This window comes from Roseomonas genomospecies 6, from assembly GCF_008365375.1.
Lineage (GTDB): Bacteria > Pseudomonadota > Alphaproteobacteria > Azospirillales > Azospirillaceae > Azospirillum.
In genome coordinates this window covers 44029-61799 of record NZ_QOKW01000011.1, presented here as the reverse complement: position 1 = coordinate 61799, position 17771 = coordinate 44029, and the positions used below count along the sequence as shown (strand labels likewise).

17 protein-coding genes are annotated in these 17771 nt (G+C 67.3%); 12 read left to right on the top strand and 5 right to left on the bottom strand.

The window, feature by feature from the left end; genetic code table 11:
• The first annotated feature begins 17 nt into the window (after positions 1–17).
• On the top strand, positions 18–743 hold the full coding sequence (locus DS843_RS15415; protein ID WP_149469781.1) for a SapC family protein: 726 nt from the start codon (positions 18–20) through the stop codon (positions 741–743).
• 87 nt (positions 744–830) lie between these two features.
• Here the strand turns inward: DS843_RS15415 and DS843_RS15410 are convergent, their stop codons facing one another.
• The gene (locus tag DS843_RS15410; protein ID WP_149469780.1) at positions 831–1562 is read right to left on the bottom strand and encodes a hypothetical protein; all 732 of its coding nucleotides are present in this window, start codon (positions 1560–1562) and stop codon (positions 831–833) included.
• A 102-nt stretch (positions 1563–1664) separates the two neighbouring features.
• A complete protein-coding gene (locus DS843_RS15405; protein ID WP_149469779.1) occupies positions 1665–2036 on the bottom strand; it encodes a hypothetical protein in 372 nt (123 codons plus the stop codon).
• Between the two features lie 342 nt (positions 2037–2378).
• Between DS843_RS15405 and DS843_RS15400 the strand changes: the two genes are divergently transcribed.
• Positions 2379–3833: a TrkH family potassium uptake protein gene (locus DS843_RS15400; RefSeq protein ID WP_149469778.1), complete on the top strand. Its 1455-nt coding sequence runs from the start codon at positions 2379–2381 to the stop codon at positions 3831–3833.
• Here DS843_RS15400 and DS843_RS15395 read toward each other — a convergent pair.
• Positions 3808–5469, bottom strand: coding sequence for a lysylphosphatidylglycerol synthase domain-containing protein (locus tag DS843_RS15395; protein ID WP_149469777.1), 1662 nt, complete (start codon positions 5467–5469; stop codon positions 3808–3810). The two genes, DS843_RS15400 and DS843_RS15395, sit on opposite strands and share 26 nt — an antisense overlap.
• Before the next feature lie 105 nt (positions 5470–5574).
• On the opposite strand from DS843_RS15395, the gene DS843_RS15390 reads away from it, so the two are divergent.
• The 6 genes from DS843_RS15390 to DS843_RS15365 all read left to right on the top strand — a co-directional run bounded on the left by DS843_RS15390 (position 5575) and on the right by DS843_RS15365 (position 11989).
• Positions 5575–5811, top strand: coding sequence for a hypothetical protein (locus tag DS843_RS15390; protein ID WP_149469776.1), 237 nt, complete (start codon positions 5575–5577; stop codon positions 5809–5811).
• A gap of 96 nt (positions 5812–5907) precedes the next feature.
• The gene (locus DS843_RS15385; RefSeq protein ID WP_149469775.1) at positions 5908–7896 is read left to right on the top strand and encodes a BCCT family transporter; all 1989 of its coding nucleotides are present in this window, start codon (positions 5908–5910) and stop codon (positions 7894–7896) included.
• A gap of 109 nt (positions 7897–8005) precedes the next feature.
• Positions 8006–9757 carry a sensor domain-containing diguanylate cyclase gene (locus tag DS843_RS15380; RefSeq protein ID WP_149469774.1) on the top strand — a complete coding sequence of 584 codons (1752 nt, stop codon included), beginning with the start codon at positions 8006–8008 and terminating at the stop codon, positions 9755–9757.
• 104 nt (positions 9758–9861) lie between these two features.
• Positions 9862–10236, top strand: coding sequence for a hypothetical protein (locus tag DS843_RS15375; RefSeq protein WP_149469773.1), 375 nt, complete (start codon positions 9862–9864; stop codon positions 10234–10236).
• An 83-nt stretch (positions 10237–10319) separates the two neighbouring features.
• Entirely contained in the window at positions 10320–11084 is a 765-nt protein-coding gene (locus DS843_RS15370; RefSeq protein ID WP_149469772.1) for a histidine phosphatase family protein, read from the top strand.
• Positions 11081–11989, top strand: a complete 909-nt coding sequence (locus tag DS843_RS15365; RefSeq protein ID WP_149469771.1) for an NAD(P)H-hydrate dehydratase — start codon at positions 11081–11083, stop codon at positions 11987–11989. Before DS843_RS15370 ends, DS843_RS15365 begins: the two co-directional genes overlap by 4 nt.
• A 29-nt stretch (positions 11990–12018) precedes the next feature.
• Here the strand turns inward: DS843_RS15365 and DS843_RS31210 are convergent, their stop codons facing one another.
• The gene (locus DS843_RS31210) at positions 12019–12186 is read right to left on the bottom strand and encodes a hypothetical protein (RefSeq protein WP_167525318.1); all 168 of its coding nucleotides are present in this window, start codon (positions 12184–12186) and stop codon (positions 12019–12021) included.
• Positions 12187–12382: 196 nt separating this feature from the next.
• Here DS843_RS31210 and DS843_RS15360 point away from each other — a divergent pair, with 196 nt between their 5' ends.
• Together DS843_RS15360 and DS843_RS15355 are read left to right on the top strand one after the other, a co-directional pair.
• Positions 12383–12634, top strand: coding sequence for a type II toxin-antitoxin system ParD family antitoxin (locus DS843_RS15360; protein WP_149469770.1), 252 nt, complete (start codon positions 12383–12385; stop codon positions 12632–12634).
• Positions 12635–12637: 3 nt separating this feature from the next.
• Positions 12638–12988 carry a type II toxin-antitoxin system RelE/ParE family toxin gene (locus DS843_RS15355; protein ID WP_149469769.1) on the top strand — a complete coding sequence of 117 codons (351 nt, stop codon included), beginning with the start codon at positions 12638–12640 and terminating at the stop codon, positions 12986–12988.
• Positions 12989–13031: 43 nt separating this feature from the next.
• On the opposite strand, the gene DS843_RS15350 is transcribed toward DS843_RS15355, so the two are convergent.
• Positions 13032–14351, bottom strand: a complete 1320-nt coding sequence (locus DS843_RS15350) for an MFS transporter (protein WP_149469768.1) — start codon at positions 14349–14351, stop codon at positions 13032–13034.
• Positions 14352–14561: 210 nt separating this feature from the next.
• Between DS843_RS15350 and cyoA the strand changes: the two genes are divergently transcribed.
• Both cyoA and cyoB read left to right on the top strand, forming a co-directional pair.
• A complete protein-coding gene (gene cyoA, locus DS843_RS15345) occupies positions 14562–15737 on the top strand; it encodes a ubiquinol oxidase subunit II (protein ID WP_149469767.1) in 1176 nt (391 codons plus the stop codon).
• Between the two features lie 25 nt (positions 15738–15762).
• Entirely contained in the window at positions 15763–17769 is a 2007-nt protein-coding gene (cyoB, locus tag DS843_RS15340; protein WP_149469766.1) for a cytochrome o ubiquinol oxidase subunit I, read from the top strand.
• The last annotated feature ends 2 nt before the right edge of the window (positions 17770–17771 follow it).

Here is a 17771-nt window from a genome sequence, read left to right as displayed (position 1 = left end):
CCTTTGGATAGCGCACGATGACCGACCCGAACCTGCCCCTGTTCTACAAGAGCCCCCGTCCGCTGCAGGCTGCCCGCGACGCCGACCTGTCGCTGCGGGCCGAGCCGAACTACGCCTTCGCGGCCGGCACCAACTCCGTGCCGCTGATGGCGGCGGAGTTCGCGGCGGCCTGCAAGCAGTTCCCGATCCTGTTCTCCGACGGCCCGGTGGTGCAGCCGGTGGCGCTGCTCGGCCTGCGCACGGGCGAGAACCTGTTCGTCGATGCGGACGGCGTCTGGGAGGAGGGGGCCTACATCCCCGCCTATGTCCGCCGCTACCCCTTCATCTTCCTGGAGAGCGAAGACAAGTCCCAGCTCACCCTGTGCATCGACGAGGCGGCGGACGCCGTCGTTCCGGGCCGGGACAACCCCTTCTTCGTCGATGGGCAGCCGTCCGCGCTGACCAGCAACGCGCTGGAGTTCGTCAAGGAGGTCCAGGCCCAGAACGGCTACACCGCGGAGTTCGTCGCGGCGGTGACCGGCGCCGGCCTGCTGTCGGAGAAGCGCGCCGACATCACCCTGAACAACGGTGAGCGGCTGAGCCTCGCTGGCTTCAAGGTGATCGACGAGGCGGCCTTCAACCAGCTTCCCGCCGAGACGCTGGTGGAATGGCGCGACCGCGGCTGGCTGGGGCTGGTCTACGCCCACCTGATTTCGGTCAGCAGTTGGTCGGGCCTGGTGGACCGTCTCGCCCGCAAGGGCTGATGTTTTTTCCGGCCTGCCGGGAATGGAAAGGGCGGCACCACGACGGCGCCGCCCTTTTTCATGCCTGGATCGCTCGGAAAACTCGGATCAGAAGCCCTTTTCGATCTTGAACACGTCCGGCTCGTTCGGCTTCTCGATGTAGGAGAGCTGGAGCGACGGCGGCAGGGCGGGGGTATCGTCCGAGGGCTTCGGCGGGACGGAGAGGGTCAGCAGGGACATGCGCCCCTGGGCGTCGGTGCCGCGGAAGACGACCACCTGCGACCCGTCGCCGACGGGCGCGTTCAGCAGCATCCCTTCCTGCCGGTAGCCCTGCGCCACGAAGTAGTTGCGCAGCGCGTTGGCGGCGCCGACCAGGGCGTTGGGGTCGATCTTCGGGTTCACCGCGCCGCCCCACAGGATGTTGACCTGGAAGAGCTTCTGCGTCGAATGGCCGAGGATGTAGGCGATGGCCGCCGGACCGGCGCCGGTCTGGAGATCGTCCACCTTGACGATCAGGCTGGTCGTCCGCTCGGTCGCGTTGGTCTCGCGGCGGATGTCGTTGCCGGCGATCTTGAAATCCTTGGTGATGGCCTTCGTAACCTCATCGGCGGACATGCCGAATCGCGCGGAGCGGAAGCCCGTGACCTTCGCGGTGGGGGCCGCGGTGGGGGCCGCATCGGGAGCGGCGGCGGGAGCGGATTGGACCGTGCCTTGAGGCGCGGGCGACGGGTTGCGGTCCGCGGTCGCGGCGTGGGCGGCACCGGCGAGGGCGCCCACCATGGAGCCGGCCAGGACGAGGGCGGCGAGGGAGCGCGCGCGGGCCGGATGGTGAAACGGCATAATGGAGACTCCGGGGAACGCTGGTCTGAACAGCAAGGCGTGTCGGGCGGCAGTTTAGCAAAATCCAACCCTGTACCGGCGGGTGAATTTATGATCGCGGCCTTACGAGCTTCTGCCGCCGCGGAACCCATCGGCGAAGGTCCGGACCTTGCCCGACGATACCGACAGAAGGGCTTTCGTGATCGCCGCGGGGCGCCGGGCCTGGACCGACGCGATCTCCTCCACCAACCGTTCCGGGAGCGGGCTCACGCCGCGGTAGCGGAAGCGGCAGTTTTCCTCCATGGCGATCAGCCCAGCCTGCTCGAGATTCTCAAAGACTTCCTGGAGGATGAGCGTGCTGCTGCGCGATTCGCGAATGAGATCCTCCGAATTCCAGGCCCTGTCCGGATCACGCCGCAAGATCAGCAGGATCTCCAGAGTCCACACGGTCTTGATGGAATGTCGAAGAAAGATCAGGGCATCGTCCGAAAGCACGCCGCCAGTCCATTGTCTGTTCCAGTTTTCTGCGGGTCCCGACCGTCCGGGAAGGCTCGACGATTTGAGCCGGAAGCGGGGCGGAGTGTGCACAGGATACCCGCCGCCGTCTAGCCCCCCGCCGATTCCGACCGGGGGGAAACAGGTCCGATTCCCGACATCTTTCGGGGTACGGGCCGTTGATGGGGAGACGCGGGGGACGTCGCCGCGTCCAGAACCGCGCATGGGGCGGTTCCAATGAAAAAATTGCCCGGAAAAATGCCGAGGGACGCGGTTCGGGAATGCCGAACGGTCGCAATCGTGACAATTTAGGCCGCAATTCCGATTGGCCATGGCCTGTGCATGACTGTCATCGACACCCGCCCCGTCTTCTACATCATCGGCGCGCTTCTCAGCGTCCTGGCCGTCGCCATGCTGGTTCCGATGACCGTCGATCTGGCGGTCGGCAATCCGGACTGGATGGTGTTCGCCATCGCCTTCGCGCTGACCCTGTTCTTCGGCGTCCAGTTCATGCTGGCCAACCGGATGGACTGGATGTCGCTCAACCTGCGTCAGGCGTTCCTGCTGACGGCGCTGGCCTGGATCATCGTGTGCGCCTTCGCCGCGGTGCCCTTCATGGTGTCCCAGATCAAGCTGTCGGCGGCCGACGCCTATTTCGAGGCGATGTCGGCGCTCACCACCACCGGTTCGACGGTGATTTCCGGCCTGGACCGGTTGCCGCCGGGTTTGCTGCTGTGGCGGTCGCTGCTGCAATGGCTGGGCGGCATCGGCATCATCGGCATGGCCATCGCCATCCTGCCCTTCCTGCGGGTGGGCGGTATGCAGCTCTTCCGCTCCGAATCCTCCGACCGGTCGGACAAGGTGACGCCGCGCGCCAGCGACCTCGCCATCGCGGTCGGCTGGATCTATCTGTCCCTGACCGCGGTGTGCACGGTGACGCTCGCCTATGCGGGCATGACCTGGTTCGATGCCGTCAACCACGCGATGACGGCGGTGTCCACCGGTGGCTTCTCCACCCGCGACGCCTCGGTCGCCGCTTGGAACAGCCCGGCCATCGAATGGATTCTGGTGGTCTTCATGATGCTGGGCGGGATGCCCTTCGTCCGCTTCATCAGCCTTGCCCAGGGGCGGGCGGCCAGCTTCTGGCGGGACACGCAGATCCGCTGGTATGTCGGGTTCCTCGCGGCGGTCTCCTTCGGTCTTTCGGCCTGGCTGACGCTGACGCGGGACATGCCGTGGGACGAAGCCATCCGTCATTCGACGTTCAACGTCGTTTCGGTGGTCACCACCACCGGCTATGCCTCCATCGACTACGAGCGGTGGGGGCCGATGGCGTCGGTGACCTTCTTCATCCTGACCTTCGTCGGCGGCTGCACCGGATCGACCTCGGGCGGTCTGAAGATCTTCCGGTTCGAGATCCTGTTCATCGTGCTGCGCTCGCTCCAGCGCCGCCTCTACAGCCCGAGCTTGGTCATCCCGCTCAGCTACAACGACAAGCCGGTCAGCGCCGAGATCATGGTCTCGGTGATGAGCTTCGGCTTCGTCTATCTGACGACGGTGTTCATCCTCGCCTTCGTGCTGGCCTTCCTGGGGGTTGATCTGGTGTCGGCCCTGTCGGGGGCGGCGACGGCGGTCAGCAACGTCGGTCCCGGCCTGGGACCGGTCATCGGTCCGGTCGGCAATTTCGCGACTCTTCCGGAGGCGGCGAAATGGGCGCTGTCCATCGGGATGCTGCTCGGGCGGCTGGAGTTCTTCACGGTGCTGGTGGTGCTCAGTCCGTCCTTCTGGCGGCGGTGAGGGAGCGGGGGGCGGCCTCGTCCCGCCGGTCGCGGCTGGCCGCCGAGACCAGATGGACCAGCGCCGCGCCGAGTGCGATCACCCCCACCGCCACCGACGCCCGCAGGAAGCGGGAGGCGTCGCCGTGCAGGGTGAAGTGCCACCACAGCTCGTCGCTGAAGGCGACGTGCTTGTACGAGAACAGGCCCAGCCAGAAGGCGCTGGCCAGCGCCACGCCGGTGGCGATGAACCAGCTCGGCGTCAGGGGGTTGCGCAGGATGTTGCCGCGCCGGTGGAACTCCTTGCGGGCGGGCAGCAGGGCCAGGAAGATCAACCCCGGCACGATGGCCTCCTGCCAGTCGCCGCCCTTCAGCAGCGCCGAGGCGCAGCCGGTCGCCAGCAGCACCAGCGACAGCACCCAGGCGGCGTGCAGCCTGCGTTGCACCGCATGGGCCAGAAGGATCAGCAGGACCCCGGCCACGCTGCCCGTGAAATGCGACATCTCCATCAGGGGCAGGGCGGTGGCGTCGAAGGGCGAGGGCAGCGTCTCCTCCGGCGTGGCGCGGGAGAACAGCAGGAAGGCCCCGGTGATGAAGATGCAGGCGGCCAGCACCAGCGGCACCGCCGGGCTGACGGCGGCGGACAGGTCGCGCGACAGGCCGCCGATCCGGTGCCGGGCCTGGAAGGCTTCCAGCGCGCCGAACATCAGCCCGGCGATCACCAGCGGCGCCAGATAATAGATCAGCCGGAAGACCAGCAGCCCCGCCATCACGTCGTTGCCGGGCATGGCCGGGGTCAGGCTGACCAGGACGATGGCATCGAACACCCCCAGTCCGCCCGGCACATGGCTGATGATCCCGGCGACCAGCGCCAGCCCGAAGGCCACCAGAACGTCCGCGTAGCTCACCGCATCGCTCGGCGGCAGGCAGAGCCAGAGCACCAGCCCCGCCAGCGACAGATCGCACAGCCCCAGCAGCAGTTGCCGCAGCGCGATGGCCGGGCGGGGAAAGGCGACGGCGTGCCCGAACAGCCGCAGGGGGCGCCGCAGCCAGAATCCGCCCACCGCATAGGCCCCCAGTACCGCGAGCGCGGCCAGCCCCAGCAGAACGGCGCTTCCCGGCGGGACGTGCAGCGCCTTCAGGGCCGTGGGGTCGATCAGCATGACCACCGGCATCACGGTCGCCAGCCCCAGCATGAAGGTGGTGACGACGAACAGCGTGACCTGCGCCACCTCCACCCCGCTCAGCCCATGCGGGGCATAGAGGCGGTAGCGCACCGCGGCCCCGATGATGCTGGCGAAACCCAGGCTGTGGCTGAAGGCGTAGCTTGTGAAGGCGGTGAAGGCCACCCAGCGGTAGGGCAGGGGCCGCCGCAGATGGCGCAGGGCCAGCAGGTCGTAGAGCGTCAGCAGCCAGTAGCTGACCGCCGCCGCCCCCGCCGCCGCCAGAAGCTGTCCGCCCGTGATCCGCCCCAGCGCCCGCCGGATGTCGGCGACGCTGTACTGGTCCAGCCAGCGGTCCAGGATGACCAGCGCGCCGGCCAGCAGGGCCAGGATCAGCATCCCCGTGCCATAGCGCAAGAGGCGCTGGGCCCAGGTCGGGGACCCGGACGGCTGCTCGTCTTCGCTGGAATCCGGGGGCTGTGCGGTGTGGACCATGGCTGACAGGATCGCTCCGGGCGCCTAGGATGAGATGGCTTCGGACAAGAACAACACCGCGCAACGAAAAAACGCATGGCCGGGGAGGGCCATCGGGGGCAATCGATGCATCTCGTGCTTTATGCCGCCACCGGACTGTCGTCGGCCAACACGGTGATCCTGCTGCTCGCCTATCTCTGGGACAGCTCCGTGACGCTGTTCGGCGGTGCCACCGGCTATGGTCTGCGGCCGGACGGCGTGTCCTTCACCCTGTCGCTGTTCACCACGGTCCTGCTGCTCTGGTACGCGCTGATCCTGCGGCGGCGGCTCCGGACGGCAAAATCCTGCAATCCGGACCGGTAGCGCATTTTTCCGAAACTCCCGGCTTGACGGATCGTTGATCCGGCAGCGATGCCACGGCCTCGCTTCGGATAAGCTGCCCGGAACCGGAGAAGAACCATGAGCGGGATCAACAAAACGGTCTCCTTCACCGCCGGTGGCCTGATCCTGCTGTTCGTCGTCCTGGCGGCAACCTTCACCGAATCGTTCGGTGCCCGCGTCTCGGCTCTCCAGGCCACGATCGTCGGCAACTTCGGCTGGTTCTACATTCTGACCGTCGCGGGCTTTCTTTTGTTCTCTCTCTGGTTGTTCTTCAGCCCGTACGGATCGATCAAGCTCGGCAAGGACGGCGAGGAGCCGGAATTCAGCTACCCGTCATGGTTCGCCATGCTGTTCAGCGCGGGCATGGGGATCGGTCTCCTGTTCTACGGGGTGGCGGAGCCGATTCTGCATTTCTCCAACCCGCGGGTGGGGGAGGCGGGAACGCCCGACGCGGCGCGGGAGGCGATGAACCTGGCCTTCCTTCATTGGGGGCTGCACGCCTGGGGCATCTACATCGTGGTCGGGCTCTCGCTCGGCTATTTCGCCTACCGGCACGACCTGCCGCTCACCATCCGGTCGGCGCTCTACCCGCTGTTGGGCGACCGGCTGCGCGGCTGGCCCGGCCATCTGGTGGACATCGTGGCGATCTTCGGCACGCTGTTCGGGATCGCCACCTCGCTGGGGCTGGGGGTCATGCAGATCAACGCCGGCCTCGACTATCTGGGGCTGGTCGGCGTGGGAACGGTGCAGCAGATGGTGCTGATCGCGGTCATCACGGCGATCGCCACCGTCTCGGCGGTCAGCGGCGTCGGGCGCGGCATCCGCCGCCTGAGCGAGCTGAACATGCTGGCGGGGCTTCTTCTCCTGCTGTTCGTCTTCCTGCTCGGACCGTCGGTGTTCCTTCTGTCCACGCTCGTGGAGAGCATCGGGCGCTACCTGTGGACGCTGCCCTACACCAGCTTCCGCACGCTGCCCTATGCCGGGGCGGAATGGCAGGCGAGCTGGACGATGTTCTACTGGGGCTGGTGGATCTCCTGGGCGCCCTTCGTCGGCATGTTCATCGCGCGGGTATCGCGCGGGCGCACCATCCGCGAGTTCGTCGGCGGCGTGCTGTTCGCGCCGGTGGCCATGACCTTCGTCTGGTTCATCGTGTTCGGCGAGACGGCGATCCATATGGAGATGTTCGAGGGCGGCGGCATGGCGGACGCGGTGCGGAGCAGCGTGCCGACCGCCCTGTTCGTCATGCTGGACCGCCTGCCGCTCAGCGGCGTCACCTCGGCCATCGCGACGCTGATGGTGATTACCTTCTTCGTCACCTCCGCCGATTCCGGCGCCCTGGTGATCGACATCATCGGCTCCGGCGGCAACCAGGACCCGCCCATCGCCACGCGCATCTTCTGGGCGGTCCTGTCCGGCGTGGTGGCGGCGCTTCTTCTTCTGGTCGGCGGGTTGCAGGCGTTGCAGACGGCGGCGGTCACGACGGCGCTGCCCTTCGCGGTGGTCATGGTGCTGATGTGCGTCGGGCTGGTGACCAGCCTGCGGGCGGAGCGCCGGATGGGGCCGGACCGGCGGGTGGCGCGGGTGGCGACCCCCGCCGCGGGCGGCGCCCCGGCGGAGCCGGTGGGCGACGGCGACTGGCGCCAGCGGCTGGCCGCCATGGTCGGGCGCAAGGCGGCCATCGCGGTGGCGGCCCCGCCCGGCGCCGCCGGAGCGCGGCGGCAGGTGGCCCGCTTCATCGCGGAGACGGTGGAGCCGGCCTTCCGCGACATCGCGGCGGAGCTGGAGCGGCTGGGGCGCCGCGCCGAACTCGACGTCGGCCCCTTCAACGCTGGACTGGTCGTGCTGCGCGACGGGGAGGAGGAGTTCAGCTACGACATCCGGGCGCGGGCCTATCACCCCCTGACCTTCGCCTTTCCCGAGATGCAGGCGGGCGACGAGCGCTGGCAGATGCGCGTCGAGGTGATCCTGCGCGGCGGCCTGCACAAGCAGTTGCCGCCGGACCGCACCGGCCGCGAAGCCATCGTCCATGACTTCGTGCAGGAATACGGAAAGTGGATGGGCTGGTGATGGACAGAACGGCGGCTTCCGGTTCCGCGTGGTAGAAGGAGAAGGTTTCTTCAAAATATGATAGAAAGCCGTCCGGTGCACTCATCGTGCCGAGGCGGCAAACCCCACCATGCGTCATCAGGCAGATCCGAACCACTCCGGAGCCGGCGCCGCCGGTGCGGAGGCGCGCGCGCCGTCGGATGAGCCGATGACCCTTGGGCCGATGCCCCTTGAGCTGATGACCGCCGCCGAGCTTCCCCTGCTCGACCGCCTGTCGGCGCCGGTCTGGCTTTATGACGGCGGGCGCGGGCGGATGGTCTGGGGCAACCGCGCCGCTTTGGAGTTGTGGAACGCGGCTTCGCTGGCCGAATTCCAGACCCGCGACTTCGGTTCCCAGCCGGAGGGCGGTCCGCGGGCCGACGGGGAAACGGCGACGGGCCGCTGGACCTTCTATCCCAAGGGGCGTCCGGTCACGGCCTGGGTGCGCCGCAGCGGCATGGCGCTGGCGGACGGACGCCTGGGCATTCTGCACGAAGCGCAGATCGTCCCCCAGCCTGCCGAGTCGGACAAGGGCGGCGCCGACACGGAGGCGCTCCATCGCGAGCGCGCCATGCTGCAAAGCCTGATCGATTCGATGCCGGACATCGTCTTCTTCAAGGACGTGAACGGCACCTATCTGAAGGTCAACCGGGCGATGCTGGAGTACGCGGGACGCCCGCCGCTGGGGCTGACCGACCACCGGCTGTTCGACGCGGAGACGGCGGCGCGGCGGCGGCGGACCGACCAGATCGCCATGCAGAAGGGCTTCTCCCGCAGCGAGGAGTGGTTCATCCATCCGGACGGGCGCCGCGTGCTGATGGAGACCGCCAAGGCCGTCTGCCTCGACCGCAGCGGCAAGATGCTGGGCGTCGTCGGCATCGCCCGCGACATCACGGAGCGGCGGCAGACGGAGAAGCAGCTTCTGCGGCAGCACGCCCTGTTGCAGGGGATCATCGACACCATCCCCGACGCCGTGTTCTTCAAGGACCGCGACGGCGTGCTGCGCAAGGCCAACCGTGCCTTCGCCGGCTGGACCGGGCGGCCCCTGGAGCAGTTGATCGGGCTGGACAGCCACGGGATCTGGCCGCCGGAGATGGCGGACGGCATCCGGGCCGGCGACGCGCTGGTCTATGCCGGGGATGCGCCGCGCCGCAACGAGGAGACCATCCCGCTGCCCGACGGCGGGCAAATCTGGGTGGAGATCCTGAAGGCGCCGATTCGCGACGCGGGCAACGAACTGCTGGGGCTGGTCGGCGTCGGGCGGGACATCACGCTCCGCAAGGCCGCGGAGGAGACGTTGCGGCGCAGCGAGGCGGAAAAGGACCATCTCGCCAACCACGACGCCTTGACCGGCCTGCCCAACCGCCGTCTTCTCTTCGACCGGCTGGACGTGGCGCTGGCGCGGTCGCGGCGGTCCGGGCGGATGCTCGCCCTGCTGTTCATCGACCTGGACGGCTTCAAGGCGGTCAACGACCGGCTGGGCCACGACTGCGGGGACGAGGTGCTGCGCATCGCCGCCGCGCGCATCGCCGGCTGCCTGCGCCGCAGCGACACGGTGGCCCGCGTGGGCGGCGACGAGTTCACCGTCGTGCTGGAGGAACTGGGCTCCGCCGAGGACGCCGGGGGCGTGGCCGCCAAGATCGTGGAGGCCGTGGCGCTGCCGATACCGGTGCAGGGCCCGGCGGAGGAGAAGACCGCGTCCATCGGCGCCAGCGTCGGCATCGCCCTGTTCCCCGCCGACGGGGTGGACGCCCGCGCCCTGTTGGTCGCCGCCGACGGCGCCATGTACCGGGCCAAACAGGCGGGCCGGGGAACCTTCGTCTTTTGCGGCGATCCGCACTGACCCGGCGAACCGACCCGGAAACCGCTTGCAGAATCCGCTTGCAGGGAAAGAACAAAAGAAGAACAATACCCATCCAGCCGGTTTTGACGGGAAAGGATGGGATCATGTTCGTCTGCGTCGATGGTGACCGCACCACCCGCTTGCGCCAGTGGGCCTGGCTCGACATCGGTTCCGGAGAAGGCCCCGGCGAGCGCCGTCTCGTCGGCTGGAGCGTCACGGACGAGGCGTGGCTCGTCTCCGAACCCATCGGGGTGGTCGCGACCAGCCCGCTGGGCCGTCCGCCCGGCTGGGCGGTGACGGAGAACCGCCGGCAATATCTGCTCGAACAGCCCGGCCTTCCCCAGGGCGACGAGCCGCTGGCGGCCATCGACGTCCTGCGGGCCAACGGAAGCCTCGATCCCGCGCTTCCCATCAGCATCGTCCCCTGGCGCCCCGGCAAATCCACCGCCGAACGCATCTTCGAGCGCCGCACGGCCTGATCGCGCAAAGGTCCGGAGCGGCGTGACGGAACGGCCTTTTCCCCGTTGAAAGGCATGGTTGAGGCGGGAAAGGGTCGTTCATCATGCAGCAGCGTTGGCCGCAAAGGCTCTGGGTCGTCCGTCACGGGGAAAGTGCCGGGAACGTCGCGCGGGACGCCGCCTACGCCGCGGGGCTGGGGCGGATCGACATCGCGGAACGCGACGTGGACGTGCCGCTCAGCCGGCAGGGAGAGCAGCAGTCGGAAGCGCTGGCGCGCTGGTTCGCCTCCCTTCCGCCGGGGGAGCGGCCCGACGTCGTGCTGACCTCCCCCTATCTGCGCGCCCGGCGGACGGCGGAGATCATCCACGCCGGGGGCGGTCTGCCGGTCGAGCCCGCGGAGTTCGTGGTGGACGAGCGGCTGCGGGAGAAGGAATTCGGCATCCTCGACCGGCTGACCGCCGTGGGCATCGCCGAGGAGCATCCCGATCAGGCGGAGTTCCGCCGCGTCCTTGGCAAGTTCTACTTCCGCCCGCCCGCCGGGGAGAGCTGGTGCGACGTGATCCTGCGTCTGCGCAGCGCGCTCGACACGATCAGCCTGCACCATGGGGGGCAGCGCGTGCTGGTGGTCAGCCATCAGGTCGTCGTGCTGTGCCTGCGCTATCTGCTGGAGGGCATGACCGAGGATGAGATCCTCGCCATCGACCGGGAGGGCGACGTGGCGAACTGCGCGGTCACCGAATACGCCTTCGATCCCGCCCAGGGGCACAGCGGGCGGATGCGGTTGCAGCGTTACAACTTCGTTGCCCCGCTGGCGGAGGCCGGAGCACCGCTGACCTCCGAACCCGATGCCAATGTGGCCGCCCGATGAGCGGTTTCCATAAGAACGACGCGATCCCCGTCACGCGCGACCTGCTGCGCGCCATGCCGCTTCCCCATCCGGGTGAGGGCGCCGACAAGGACGGGCGGGGCCGGGTGCTGGTGATCGGCGGCAGCGTGGAGGTGCCGGGCGCCCTGCTGCTGGCCGGGACCGCGGCGTTGCGCGCCGGGGCGGGCAAGCTCCAGATGGCGACCTGCCGCAGCGTGGCCCCGCATCTCGGGCTGGCCGTTCCGGAAGCGCTGGTGCTCGGCCTGTCCGAGACGGCGGAGGGCGGCATCGCCCCGGATTGCGTGGGCATGCTGTGCGAACGGGCAGCCCGCTGCAACGCGGTGCTGATCGGCCCGGGCATGATGGACAAACGGGCCGTCGCCGACCTGACCGCCGCCCTGATCGCCGGGCTGGACGGGGAGGGCGGCCCCGCCCTGGTCATCGACGCGGAGGCCCTGATGGGCCTGGACGGTGCCAACGAGGCGCTGTGCCGGCGCGACGGGCGGACGATCATCACCCCGCACGCGGGGGAGATGGCCGGCCTGTCCGGGATCAGCCGGGAGGATGTGGAGGCCGATCCGCCCGCCGCCGCCCGCCGGGTCGCGGAACTGCATCGGGTGATCGTCGTGCTGAAGGGCGCCTGCACCCACATCGCCACGCCGGACGGGCGGATGTGGGCCTATGACGGCGGCAATGTGGGGCTCGCCACCTCGGGGTCCGGCGACACGCTGGCGGGAGTCATCGCCGGGCTGGCGGCGCGCGGCGCCGATCCGGCCCAGGCGGCGGTCTGGGGCGTCCATCTGCATGGAGAGGCCGGCAACCGTCTTGCCCGCCGCGGCCCGCTGGGCTTCCTGGCCCGCGAACTGCTGGCCCAGGTGCCGGAGATCATGGCGGAGTTGGCGGTATAGGGCGGGCCGCCCCACTCCGCCCGTGGCGCTCAGAACACCAGCTTGGCGGCCTGATAGAGGATGACCCAGGGAGCGGCGATCAGGCCGCCCCAGACGGCGACCAGGGGCAGGCCGCGCAGCTTCCGGGCCGGCTTCGGGAGAGGGAGGGGGAAGGCGACGGTTTCGGTGGAGCCGACAGCGGGAGTGTACTGGGACATGATGACCTGCCGATCTGTGTGTGAAGGCAGGATGCGCGCCGATCCCTTAACGGCGATTAAAGTCGGGGGTAGTCGCCGTAAGGGATTTCGGCGTACCGCGGTCGGGCGAGCTTGTGGGAAACGCTTCGGGGTGCGGCAGTGCCTTGACAAAGTTTGCCAATCGTCCCGAAATGCTTTTCAGACGACGAGGTGTCCCATGCCGACCATGAACATCAGCCTGCCTGAAGGCTTGGCCGCCTTTGTGGAACGGGAAGTGGCAAGCGGAGGCTACTCTTCGCAAAGCGAAGTCGTGCGTGAAGCGCTTCGCCTGCTCCATCGGGAAAAGGCGGTCGAGTTTGAGAAGCAGGAGATGCTTCGGCGCGCCATCATGGTTGGCGTCGACGATTGGAAGAATGGTCGCTTGGATGACCGCCCCATTGCCGACATCCTGAACGATATCGGGGACTGAGCGGTGGTTGCCTACCGCGTCACCGATGCGGCAAAGATGGACTTCAGGATGGTTCTGCGCGAAACCGGCGAGCGTTTTGGAGCGCAGCAAAGGGGCGCATACAAGGAACTGATCGCGAAAGCGGTCGAAATGGTTGCCGAAGATCCCGACCGGGGAGGTTCCTGGGACCGTGGGCGCATTGTTCCAGGTCTTCGCGCTTTTCACTTGGAACAGGCTGCCGGTCGGCGCGGTGCGGCGGCCCATACGCTTTATTACACGGTGGAGCGGCTGGCCGGAGAGCCGCAGGGCATCGTGATCCTGCGCCTTCTGCACGAAAGAATGGAACCGGACCGCCGCATTCCGCAAAGCGTATGAGGCTGGTCCGGCTCCCGATGCTCACTCAGTTTACTTCATCAGCTCACTTCGCCAGCGTCTTGTTGAGCCACAGGGCGAGCAGCGTGCAGACAGCGCCCGACAGCAGGTAGGCTCCCGCCGAGAAGAGGCCGAAGTTGCTGGACAGAACCAACGCCACCAGCGGCGCGAAGCCCGCCCCGAACAGCCAAGCGAGGTCGGAGGTGATGGCAGCACCGGTGTAGCGGTAGCGCAGGGTGAAGCCCGACGTCACCACGCCCGACGATTGGCCGAAGGACAGGCCCAGGATCACGAAGCCGACGATCATGAAGACCAGTTCGCCCACCGGCCCGCCGTTCAGCAGAAGGGGCGCCACGCCGCTGAACACGGCGATGGCCGCGGCGCAGCTTCCCAGCAGGGTGCGGCGTCCGACCCGGTCGGCGATCCATCCGGAGGCGACGATGGCTCCCAGGCCGAAGAAGGCGGCGACGACCTCGATCAGCAGGAAATCCGCCGGGGTGTCCTGCGTGTAGAGGAAGATCCAGGACAGCGGGAAGACCGTGACCATGTGGAACAGCGCGAAGCTGGCCAGCGGCGCGAAGGCCCCCAGCACCACGCGCATGCCCTCGTTGCGCAGCATCTCGGTCACCGGGACCGGTTGAAGTTCCCGGCTTTCGAACAGGCGCGTGTATTCCGGCGTGACCACGATGCGCAGCCGCGCGAACAGCGCCACCACGTTGATGGCGAAGGCCACGAAGAAGGGATAGCGCCAGCCCCAACTGAAGAAATCCTCCGCCGACAGGTTGCCGGCGAAATAGGCGAAGAGCGCGCTCGCCACGATCAGCCCGATGGGTGCGCCGAGCTGCGGGATCATCGCGTACCAGCCGCGGCGGTTCTGCGGCGCGTTCAATGCGAGAAGGGAGGCGAGGCCGTCCCAGGTGCCGCCCAGCGCCAGACCCTGCCCGATCCGGGCCGCCGCCAGCAGCCAGATCGCCGCCGCGCCGATCTGCTCGTAACCCGGCAGGAAGGCGATGGCGACCGTCGAGGTGCCCAGCAGGAACAGCGCCAGGGTCAGCTTCGCCCCTCGCCCATGCGCGCGGTCGATCGCCATGAACAACACGCTGCCCACCGGACGCGCGACGAAGGCCAGCGCGAAGATGGCGAAGGACCAGAGCGTTCCAGTCAGCGGGTCCAGATAAGGGAAGATGAGCTTCGGAAAGACGATCACCGAAGCGATGGCATACACGAAGAAATCGAAGAATTCGGACGTCCGTCCGATGATGACACCGATCGCGATTTCACCCGGATTCACCCGATGGTCGCGAGCGTTGACCAGCCTTGCGTCCCGTTCGGCCGCAGAGGACGCCGCCGTGGTCGATGATCCCATGATCCCCCCACCGTCTGGCAGTTGCGACAGAAGGAATGAAATAGGCACCGCAACGGCATCCTGCCACATCCAAGGACGTTTTGCCTTGATGTGCGTCAATGGGTGCGCGGAATCGCGGCGCATTGGACAAATTGTCCAATGTCCGACCGGCGCCCTGGGGGTTAGCTCTTCCCCCAAATCCAAAGCGAACCCCTGCCGACAGGTCCTGCCTTGACCCGTTTCCGCATTCTCGCCCTGCTGCCTTTGATGGCAGTGCTGAGTGGCTGCAACCTTGTGGTGATGAGCCCGTCCGGCGACGTGGCGAACCAACAAGCCAATCTCATCACCATTTCCACCCTGCTGATGCTTCTCATCATCGTGCCGGTGATGGTGCTGACGGTGCTGTTCGCGTGGCGCTACCGCCAGTCGAATAACACGGCCGAGTACGATCCGGACTGGGACCATTCGACGCAGCTCGAACTGGTCATCTGGGCGGCCCCGCTGCTCATCATCATCTGCCTGGGCGCCCTGACCTGGATGGCGACCCACCTGCTCGACCCCTACCGCCCGCTGGACCGCATCGCCGCCGGGCGCCCGGTCCCCGCCGACGCGAAGACGCTGGACGTCAACGTCGTGGCGCTGGACTGGAAGTGGCTGTTCATCTACCCGGAATACGGCATCGCCACGGTGAACGAGGCGGCGGCTCCGGTGGACCGCCCGATCCGCTTCAACATCACCTCCTCCACGGTGATGAACTCCTTCTACATCCCGGCGCTGGCGGGCCAGATCTACGCCATGGCCGGCATGGAGACGAAGCTGCACGCCGTCATCAACGAGCCGGGCAGCTACAAGGGATTCTCCGCCAACTACAGCGGCGCCGGCTTCTCGCACATGCGCTTCACCTTCCACGGTCTGGCCGACGACGGCTTCGACAAATGGGTGGCGGACATCAAGGCGGGCGGCGGCAAGCTGGACCGCGACGGCTACCTCCAGCTCGAACGGCCCAGCGAGAACGAGCCGGTGCGCCGCTACGGCACCGTCGATTCGGGCCTGTTCAAGGCCATCGTCGGGATGTGCGTGGAACCGGGCAAGATGTGCATGCACGACATGATGGCCATCGACGCCAAGGGCGGCCTCGGCCTGGCGGGCATCGACAACGTGATGCCGCTGATGCACGACAAGCTGGCCCGCCGCGGCACCGCGGTTCTCGGCCCGGCGCCGGTCTATGTGGCGGGCATCTGCTCGACCGAAGAGCTGACCGGCCGCGCCGTCGAGTCGTCGCTGGGCGTGCTGAACGCTCCCGCCGACGTGTCCCCGATTTCCGGCGCGGGTCTGCCGCGCTCCTCCATCACGCCGATCTCCGCGCCCGCCTCTGCGTTCGGGCCGCGGCTGACGGCCAATCCGTGAGCGGCCAACCGCCATGCCAAGTGCCATGATCGACACATCGACCGTCGTCACCCATCCGGTCTTCGGGCGTCTGACCCTGGAGTCCTTCCCCTATCACGAGCCCATCGTGGTCGCGACCTTCGTCGCGGTCGTGCTGGGCGGCATCGCGCTGGTCGCGGCGCTGAGCTATTTCCGGCTGTGGGGCTATCTCTGGAAAGAGTGGTTCACCACCGTCGACCACAAGCGCATCGGCATCATGTACATGGTGCTGGGCCTGATCATGCTGCTGCGCGGCTTCGCCGACGCGATCATGATGCGTCTCCAGCAGGCCATCGCCTTCGGCGGCAGCGAGGGCTACCTCAACGCGCACCATTACGACCAGATCTTCACCGCCCACGGCGTCATCATGATCTTCTTCGTGGCGATGCCCTTCGTCACGGGCCTGATGAACTACGTGGTGCCGCTGCAGATCGGCGCCCGCGACGTGTCCTTCCCGTTCCTGAACAACTTCAGCTTCTGGATGACGGTGGGCGGTGCGGTGCTGATCATGGTCTCGCTGTTCGTCGGCGAGTTCGCGCGCACCGGCTGGCTGGCCTATCCGCCGCTGTCCAACATCGCCTACAGTCCCGAGACGGGTGTGGACTACTACATCTGGGCGTTGCAGATCGCGGGTGTCGGAACGACACTGTCCGGCATCAACCTGATCTGCACGATCGTCAAGATGCGCGCCCCCGGCATGACCATGATGAAGATGCCGGTCTTCACCTGGACGTCGCTCTGCACCAACGTGCTGATCGTCGCCTCCTTCCCGATCCTGACCGCCACTCTGGTCCTGCTGTCGCTGGACCGCTATGTCGGCACGAACTTCTTCACGAACGATCTCGGCGGCAGCCCGATGATGTACGTGAACCTGATCTGGATCTGGGGCCATCCGGAAGTCTACATCCTGATCCTGCCGGTCTTCGGCATCTTCTCCGAAGTCACCTCGACCTTCTCGGGCAAGAAGCTGTTCGGCTACACCTCCATGGTCTACGCGACGGTGGTCATCACGATCCTGTCCTATCTGGTGTGGCTGCACCACTTCTTCACCATGGGGTCGGGCGCCAGCGTGAACTCCTTCTTCGGCATCACGACGATGATCATCTCGATCCCGACAGGTGCGAAGATCTTCAACTGGCTGTTCACCATGTACCGCGGCCGCATCCGGTACGAACTGCCGATGATGTGGACCGTCGCCTTCATGCTGACCTTCGTGATCGGCGGCATGACGGGCGTTCTGCTGGCCGTCCCGCCGGCGGACTTCGTCCTGCACAACAGCCTGTTCCTGATCGCCCACTTCCACAACGTCATCATCGGCGGCGTGCTGTTCGGGCTGTTCGCCGGCATCTACTACTGGTGGCCCAAGGCCTTCGGCTTCCGGCTGGAGCCGTTCTGGGGCAAAGTGTCCTTCTGGTGCTGGGTGATCGGCTTCTGGGTCGCCTTCATGCCGCTCTATGTCCTGGGCCTGATGGGCGTCACCCGCCGCCTGCGCGTGTTCGAGGACCCGTCGCTCCAGATCTGGTTCCAGATCGCGGCCTTCGGCGCCGTTCTGATCGCGGCGGGCATCGGCGCCTTCCTGGTCCAGATCGCCGTCAGCGTCTGGAAGCGCCGTGAACTGGTGGACCGCACGGGCGATCCGTGGGACGGTCGCACGCTGGAATGGGCGACCTCCTCGCCGCCGCCGGACTACAACTTCGCCTTCACGCCGATGATCCACGACAACGACGCGTGGTGGGACATGAAGAAGCGCGGCTACAAGCGCCCGATGGGCGGGTTCAAGGCGATCCACATGCCCAGCAACACCGGAACGGGGGTCATCCTCTCCGGGATCAGCGTGGTCCTCGGCTTCGCCCTGGTCTGGTACATCTGGTGGCTTGCGGCGGTGAGCTTCGTCGCCCTGCTGGCGGTCGCCATCCACCACACCTTCAACTACCACCGCGACTTCCACATCCCCGCGGACGTGGTCGTGCGGACCGAGAACGAGCGGACCCGTCTCCTCTCCGGGCAGGTGTAAAG

Bases quoted from the DNA above. Each gene is read 5' to 3' on its own strand.
- DS843_RS15415 (WP_149469781.1), top strand. From the start codon at position 18: ATGACCGACCCGAACCTGCCCCTGTTCTACAAGAGCCCCCGTCCGCTG.
- DS843_RS15410 (WP_149469780.1), bottom strand. From the start codon at position 1,562: ATGCCGTTTCACCATCCGGCCCGCGCGCGCTCCCTCGCCGCCCTCGTC.
- DS843_RS15400 (WP_149469778.1), top strand. From the start codon at position 2,379: ATGACTGTCATCGACACCCGCCCCGTCTTCTACATCATCGGCGCGCTT.
- DS843_RS15395 (WP_149469777.1), bottom strand. From the start codon at position 5,469: ATGGTCCACACCGCACAGCCCCCGGATTCCAGCGAAGACGAGCAGCCG.
- DS843_RS15390 (WP_149469776.1), top strand. From the start codon at position 5,575: ATGCATCTCGTGCTTTATGCCGCCACCGGACTGTCGTCGGCCAACACG.
- DS843_RS15385 (WP_149469775.1), top strand. From the start codon at position 5,908: ATGAGCGGGATCAACAAAACGGTCTCCTTCACCGCCGGTGGCCTGATC.
- DS843_RS15380 (WP_149469774.1), top strand. From the start codon at position 8,006: ATGCGTCATCAGGCAGATCCGAACCACTCCGGAGCCGGCGCCGCCGGT.
- DS843_RS15375 (WP_149469773.1), top strand. From the start codon at position 9,862: ATGTTCGTCTGCGTCGATGGTGACCGCACCACCCGCTTGCGCCAGTGG.
- DS843_RS15370 (WP_149469772.1), top strand. From the start codon at position 10,320: ATGCAGCAGCGTTGGCCGCAAAGGCTCTGGGTCGTCCGTCACGGGGAA.
- DS843_RS15365 (WP_149469771.1), top strand. From the start codon at position 11,081: ATGAGCGGTTTCCATAAGAACGACGCGATCCCCGTCACGCGCGACCTG.
- DS843_RS31210 (WP_167525318.1), bottom strand. From the start codon at position 12,186: ATGTCCCAGTACACTCCCGCTGTCGGCTCCACCGAAACCGTCGCCTTC.
- DS843_RS15360 (WP_149469770.1), top strand. From the start codon at position 12,383: ATGCCGACCATGAACATCAGCCTGCCTGAAGGCTTGGCCGCCTTTGTG.
- DS843_RS15350 (WP_149469768.1), bottom strand. From the start codon at position 14,351: ATGGGATCATCGACCACGGCGGCGTCCTCTGCGGCCGAACGGGACGCA.
- cyoB (WP_149469766.1), top strand. From the start codon at position 15,763: ATGATCGACACATCGACCGTCGTCACCCATCCGGTCTTCGGGCGTCTG.